Annotated in this window: 7 protein-coding genes; 5 read left to right on the top strand and 2 right to left on the bottom strand. The window is 72.3% G+C overall.

What is annotated here, in order from left to right:
• Positions 1–161: 161 nt before the first annotated feature.
• On the top strand, positions 162–827 hold the full coding sequence (locus ACFW2E_RS39080) for a class F sortase (RefSeq protein ID WP_384474486.1): 666 nt from the start codon (positions 162–164) through the stop codon (positions 825–827).
• A 254-nt stretch (positions 828–1,081) separates the two neighbouring features.
• On the opposite strand, the gene ACFW2E_RS39075 is transcribed toward ACFW2E_RS39080, so the two are convergent.
• Positions 1,082–1,846: a GAF and ANTAR domain-containing protein gene (locus ACFW2E_RS39075; protein ID WP_384474483.1), complete on the bottom strand. Its 765-nt coding sequence runs from the start codon at positions 1,844–1,846 to the stop codon at positions 1,082–1,084.
• Between the two features lie 163 nt (positions 1,847–2,009).
• Between ACFW2E_RS39075 and ACFW2E_RS39070 the strand changes: the two genes are divergently transcribed.
• On the top strand, positions 2,010–3,014 hold the full coding sequence (locus tag ACFW2E_RS39070; protein ID WP_384474480.1) for a glycoside hydrolase family 6 protein: 1,005 nt from the start codon (positions 2,010–2,012) through the stop codon (positions 3,012–3,014).
• A 104-nt stretch (positions 3,015–3,118) separates the two neighbouring features.
• On the opposite strand, the gene ACFW2E_RS39065 is transcribed toward ACFW2E_RS39070, so the two are convergent.
• Positions 3,119–3,466, bottom strand: coding sequence for a DoxX family protein (locus ACFW2E_RS39065; protein WP_384474477.1), 348 nt, complete (start codon positions 3,464–3,466; stop codon positions 3,119–3,121).
• Positions 3,467–3,741: 275 nt separating this feature from the next.
• Between ACFW2E_RS39065 and ACFW2E_RS39060 the strand changes: the two genes are divergently transcribed.
• The 3 genes from ACFW2E_RS39060 to ACFW2E_RS39050 form a co-directional block, all read left to right on the top strand.
• Positions 3,742–4,029 carry a hypothetical protein gene (locus tag ACFW2E_RS39060; protein ID WP_384474474.1) on the top strand — a complete coding sequence of 96 codons (288 nt, stop codon included), beginning with the start codon at positions 3,742–3,744 and terminating at the stop codon, positions 4,027–4,029.
• Positions 4,030–4,089: 60 nt separating this feature from the next.
• Positions 4,090–4,764, top strand: coding sequence for a nucleotidyl transferase AbiEii/AbiGii toxin family protein (locus tag ACFW2E_RS39055; protein ID WP_384474471.1), 675 nt, complete (start codon positions 4,090–4,092; stop codon positions 4,762–4,764).
• A 99-nt stretch (positions 4,765–4,863) separates the two neighbouring features.
• On the top strand, positions 4,864–6,298 hold a 1,435-nt coding region (locus ACFW2E_RS39050; RefSeq protein WP_384474468.1), incomplete at its 3' end, for a hypothetical protein.

Here is a 6,298-nt window from a genome sequence, read left to right as displayed (position 1 = left end):
GCCGACGGGACCGCGCACTTCGCCTCCGTGGACGTCCACGCGGACGAACCGGGCACCGCCCACGCGGTGGTCGGTCTCGTCCTCGCCGGACTCGCCGCGGTCGCCGTCGGGCTGCGCAGTGCCCGCCGGAGCCGCGGGACGGGCTGAAGGCGCCCCACGCCATGTCCGACGGCGCGGACCCCTCCGGGTCCGGACGGCTGACCACCGGTGTGGCCTGGGCGGTGCTGCTGCTCGGGCTGTGGCTGTGGGGCCGCGAGCTGACCGGCGTACAGCCCGGCCCGTCCGGCACCACGACGGGTGACGTCACCTCGGTCGGGCGGCCCGCCGGAGCGGAACTGCCGCCCGCGGCACAACCGTTGGGAGACGCGCTGCCACAGCGTGTCGACATTCCCGAACTGGGCGTGCAGGCCCCGGTCGTCGCCCGGGGCCTGGACCGGCAGGGGGCCGTCGAACCGCCGCCCTTCGACCAGCCGGGTGTGGTCGGGTGGTACGCGGCCGGGGTCAGCCCCGGGGCCGCCGGGCCGGCGCTGATGGTGGGTCACGTGGACACCGAGACCCGGCCCGCCGTCTTCTACAAGCTGAGCACGATGCAGCCCGGTGAGACGGTCCGGGTGGTCCGCGACGACGGCAGGGTCGCCCACTTCACCGTCGACGACGTACAGGTCCTGCCCCGCGACCACTTCGACGCCGCGAAGGCCTACGGGCCGCACCGGCGGGGACGCGCCGAACTGCGGCTGATCACCTGCGGCGGCACCTTCGACCGGGCCACCCGCAGCTACACCGCCAACGTGGTCGTGTCGGCCTATCTCACCGGCACGGGGCCGTAGGTCACCCGGCCCGGTCGACGACCCGCTCCCCCGAAGCCGTCGACCGGGCTGGTCCTCGACCGCGCTCACCCGGGCTGCGGGAGTAACCCGGCGATCGGCGCGGGAGGCCTGGAAACACGGTGGGTACACATCCGGCCGGGGGCTGGGGCCGTCTGGAAAGACTCTAGAACGGAAGGCCGCCATCGGCCTAGAGGTAGTTGACGTGAAGTCCCGACCCGGTGGCTCTGCGTCATCCCCGCAGGTGACCGAGCGCGCTACGCGGGTCCATCGGAGGGCTCGCCGATCTCGCGGCGCAACTCCGTGTCGTCCGCGGTCCCTTCCAGGACCTCCCGCGCGACCCGGTCCAGGGGCAGCCGTCGCCGCCGCGCGTAGCGGCGCAGCGTGGCGAAGGCGTCGTCGGTGGCCACGTCCCAGCGCTCGGCGAGCATGCCCTTGGCCTGCTCGACACGCACCCTGCTGGACAACGCCTCCTGCAACTGCCCGGCCAGCGTGCGGTACTGGACGTACGCCCGGTGGTTCTGCAGTCCGAGGGCGGCCGCGTCCGCCAGCGCCTGGGCCAGCGGCAGCTCTCCGTCACCCGCCCCGCCGCCCAGAGGCACGAACACGTTGAGCGCCCCGAGCAGCGTCTCGCGGCGGCGCAGCGGGACCGCGTACGTCGTCGCGATGCCGTGGGCCAGCGCACGCTCGGTGAAGACCGGCCAGCGGGCCTCGGCGTGGGCCACCCGGACCGACACCGGCGGGACCGGTCTGCCGGAGCCGTAACTGTCCAGGCAGGGCCCGCCGCCGCTCTGGGCCTCCAGCAGGTCGATCGCGACGTCCTCCCGGCGGCTGCTCCCGGCCAGCGACACGGCCCGGCCGCCCGCGATCAGCATCACCCCGGCGGCCCGCGCGGACAGCAGCTCGACGCAGTGGTCCGAGAGGCGTTGCAGGTGGTCCGCGGTGTCGAAGCCGTCGGTGAGGGTGTCGGCGGCCTCCGTCAGCGCCGCCGCCAGCCGGGCCTCCCGCGTGGTGTGGTGCATGGCCGCGCCCTCCCCTTCGCGTCCGCCGGACCTCCTCAGGCGCGCACCTACCCACGCGAGCCGGGCTGTAACAGGTCTCCGACAAGGCCCGTGCGACCTCGTGACCGGCACGGCGGGTATGTAACGATTGACCCCTGGAACGGTGCACCCAAGGGGGAGTTGGATGTACGGCAGCAGGGGGGCCGCGGCGGTGCTGGGGGCGGCGCTGCTGATCGCGGGATGTTCCTCCTCCGGGAACGGGGGGGACGAGGACGGCGGTCGGGGCGCGAAGATCACCCAACAGCCCAGGGGCACGGACCCGTTCTGGGTGAATCCGGACGGGAACGCGGCCCGGCAGGTCGCCGGTTACGAGAAGGACGGCAAGAAGGACGACGCCGAGCAGATCAGAAAGATCGCCGAGCAGCCGACCGGGGAGTGGATCGGCCCGGAGAACCCCGAGCAGGAGGCCCAGGGCTTCACCGAGGCGGCCGAGAAGTCCGACCGCACGGCGCTGCTCGTCCTCTACAACATCCCGCACCGCGACTGCGGTCAGTACTCGCAGGGCGGCGCGGCAGACGGGAACGCCTACCGCGCCTGGATCGACGGCGTGGCCAAGGGCATCGGCGACCGCTCCGCGATGGTCGTCCTGGAGCCCGACGCCATACTGCACCTGGTGAACGGCTGCACCCCGGACGAGTTCCACGAGGAGCGCTACGACCTCCTCAAGGGAGCCATCGCCAAGCTCAAGTCGCTGAAGAACACGAAGGTGTACCTGGACGCCGGGAACACCGGCTGGGGCCACCCGGACCAGATCTTCCAGCCGCTCCAGTGGGCGGGCATCGACCGGGCCGACGGGTTCGCCCTGAACGTCTCCAACTTCTACTCCACCCAGGACTCCATCGCCTACGGCAAGCGGCTCTCGGCGAAGGTCGGCAACAAGCACTTCGTCATCGACACCAGCCGCAACGGCAACGGCCCCTACACGGGCGGCAATCCGGACGAGCGCTGGTGCAACCCGCCGGGCCGGGCCCTGGGCGAGGCACCGACGACCAGGACGGCGGACCCGCTGGTGGACGCGTACCTGTGGGTCAAGCGGCCGGGGGAGTCGGACGGCACGTGCAAGGGCGGCCCGAAGGCCGGCCAGTGGTGGCCTGCCTACGCGTTGAAACTGGCGAAGGCCAGTCGGTAGCGTCGGGGGGGGGGGGCGCGGCCGCGGGGGGGCCCCCCCCGGCCGCCCCCCCCGGGGGGTGGGCGGCCGTCGCCGTACCCCGCAACCGGACCCGAACCCGGCGCTCAGGCCGCGTACCCCAGAACCAGCGCCGCGAGCACCGGCGCGGCATAGACCAGCGGGAACGGGACGTGCGCGTACCACCGCGCCCGCGCCACGGTCACGGCGGCGCCGACGAAGTACACCACCAGCCCGACCCCGGCCAGCACCCCGATCACCGGCACGGCCAACCCGACCACCAGCCCCACCGCCCCCGCGACCTTGGCCACTCCCAACCAGGTCCACCACCCTCGCGGCACCCGGTAGTCCTCAAGGGCCTTCACGATCCACTGCGCCCGCATCAGCAGCACGACCCCGGAGAACCCGGCCATCAGAGCGGCGAGCAGAGAGACGACGACATAGGCGACACGCATGAGGAACTCCCATCGAACGGCCTGCGATCCGCGCTCCGCGGACACTGCTCTGACACCCCCGCCCGCGCCGATGTGACAACCCCCCGAAAAAATCTCCGGGCACCCCACCGCGCCTGAACGTTCCCTCGCCCCTCGAACGAGTGAACGCCCCTCGATCCCGGCACATGGCTCCCGCCGCGGCCCCTAGCTTGCGCAGTCCTGCTGCCCGGTACTTCAGCCAGTTCTTGGACGCCGGCCTGGGGACAACCCCTGCTGGAGACAAATGGAGGAACATCGTGACGTTCGTCAACTACTTCCCTGGCCGGGGCACCCTGATCGAGCGGACGTTCCTGGAGGGTGAGGCCAAGGGTGAGGCCAAGGGCGAGGCCAAGGCCATCCTCCGCTTCCTGGAAGCGCGCGGCGTCCCCGTCCCTCATGAGGCCCGCGAACGCATCGCGAGTTGCACAGACCTGGACCTCCTCAACCGCTGGCTGGACCGGACACCCCACGCGGAGAGTGTCGAGCACCTCTTCGCCGAAGACCCGGAAAGCCCCACGGAGTCCCAGGGATCGCCTGCGGCCTGAGTGAACCGGGGGCGGGGCATCCGTACACCCCGACCCCCGCTCTGGCAAAGTACGGATGCCGTGAACCTCCCCGAATCCCACTGGCGGCTCCTCGCGGATGTCGTGACGGCAGGAGGCCCGTACGGGCTGGTCCTGGCCGGCGGTTATGCCCTTCAGGCGCACGGGTTGCTGCAGCGCCCGCACGCGAACATCGACTTCGCCACCGAGAGCACGCAGACCATGGATGCGATGGCCCGTGCCGTCGGCGTGGCGCTGGAGGCGCGGGGCCGGCAGGTGCGGGCCGCGGCCGTCACGGCGCTCACGGCGCAGCTGACGGTCACGGACCCGCCGACCGGCGAGCCGTGCGACCTGGCGCTGCACAAGGAGATCTTCTGGCAGCCGCCGGAGCTGACGGAGTACGGGCCCGCCCTCTCCCTCGAGGACGCCGTCGGCACCAAGATCCGGGCGCTGTACGACCGGGGCGCGGCCGTCGACCTGATCGACGCGCAGGCCGCGGCGGCCCGCTTCTGCCTCCCGGACATGGAGGAGCTTTGCCGCCGCCATGCCCTTGACCCCTTCGACCTGCCGACGCTCCAGTCCCGCCTCACCGGCACGGACTTCTACTCCGACGCGGACTTCATGCGGTACGGCCTGGACGAGGCGGCCGTCACCGACCTGCGCGCCTGGGCCCAGCACTGGTCCGACGACATCGCCGAGCGGTTGATGGAGGAGGGGGAACCACCGCCGGAGGCGTGAGTTCCCGCGACCCAGGCCGCGAGTAAAAGGATGGAAAGGGACTGGTAAAGTCCGCTCACTTGGGCGAGGGCTGGGATCCTCGCCGGGAGGGATTCTCAGGTGGGCAGACATGCCCGGAGACGGGGCGGTCTGGCCGCCGCCGTCTGCGCACTCACGGTCGCCGTCGCGGCCGCCACCGTGGTCTCCGGGGGCGGCGAGCCCGCCCGCGCGGCCACCGCACAGACCGCAGGGACGACGGAGATCGTCCTGGACGACCCGCGCACGGAGACGCCGCGCGGCGAACGTCTGCTCGCGGCCGGCCAGACCGGCTTCCTGCACCAGCAGGGCCCCGGGCGCGCACTGTTCTGGACGAGCTACAAGGACGGCGACACGGTCTCCGTCATCACCCCGTCCGGCATGGCCGGCGCCGGCGAGCCGTACCAGCCGACCACCACCAGCTGCTGGGGTGACATCAGCGCCTCGTGCCCCTCGGGCATGTTCGGGCAGGGCGCCGACACCGTGGCGCTGCCGGACCGGACGACCACCGAGCCGGTGTCGCTGTGGACCCCGGACGGCAGCGCCCCACGGCGGCTGGACATGCCGAGGGAGAGCTATGTCGGCACTTACGGCACCACCGTCGTCGCGTCCGAGCACGACCCCGTCATCGACACCGTGGGCATGCAGGGCACCTGGCTGAAGCTGATCGACGTCGTCGACGGCAAGCAGCGCAACCGCTGGGTGACCGGGTACCCCACCGACAAGAGCGGCGCCTACCACCGCACCGGGGACGCAACGGGCGCGCTGCTCACCTACCCGACCGCCTTCGACGCCATGACCGGCAACCCCACGTCCTACGAGGTCGGCTACCTCGACTTCGCCACCGCCGAGTTCACCACGGTCTTCAGCGGTGCCGACAGCGGGCTCTCGGTGGTGCTCACCGCCGACCGGATCGGCTGGTACAGCCCGTCCGGCGGCCTGCACCTCAAGCCCCGCGCCGACCTGACGGCCCAGGAGACGGTCCCGGTGGCGGCGGGCGGCACCGGCGGCGCCCCCGTGCTCGTCGGGAACTGGCTCGTCCTGGTCGCGAAACGCGGCCCCGTCACGGCCGTCTCCCTGACCGACGGCTCCACGAAGACCCTGCTCACCCAGTCCTACGGCGACCCCGTGGCCACCCCCGACGGCCGTGCCCTCGTCACCGGCGGCACGGGCGCCGCCGACTGGTGGGTGCAGCGCATCAGCCAGAACGCCGACGGCACCCCGCAGCTGGAGAAGGTGTCCAAGGTCCCGCCGTACGAAAACGCGAAGACGGGCATCGCGCTCAGCCGGGGCAGCCTGCGCGTCGCGGAGGTCAACCCCGACAGCACCCTGGACAGCACCTCCATCCGCACGCTGACCACGAACGGCAGCACCACGCTCACCGCGTCCACCGCCACGACGGGCTCCTCGATCCGACCGGTGTGGCCGGACGCCGGCCCCCCCAGCTCGGCGGTGTGGGGGAACCATGGCCCCGCCCCCCCGGGCGTCTACCACGAGACGTTGTATGAAGACGACGCTG

Source organism: Streptomyces sp. NPDC058964, from assembly GCF_042741275.1.
Taxonomy (GTDB): Bacteria; Actinomycetota; Actinomycetes; order Streptomycetales; family Streptomycetaceae; genus Streptomyces.
The sequence above is the reverse complement of the archived record's forward strand: the minus strand, read 5'-3'. Positions and strand labels throughout refer to the sequence as shown.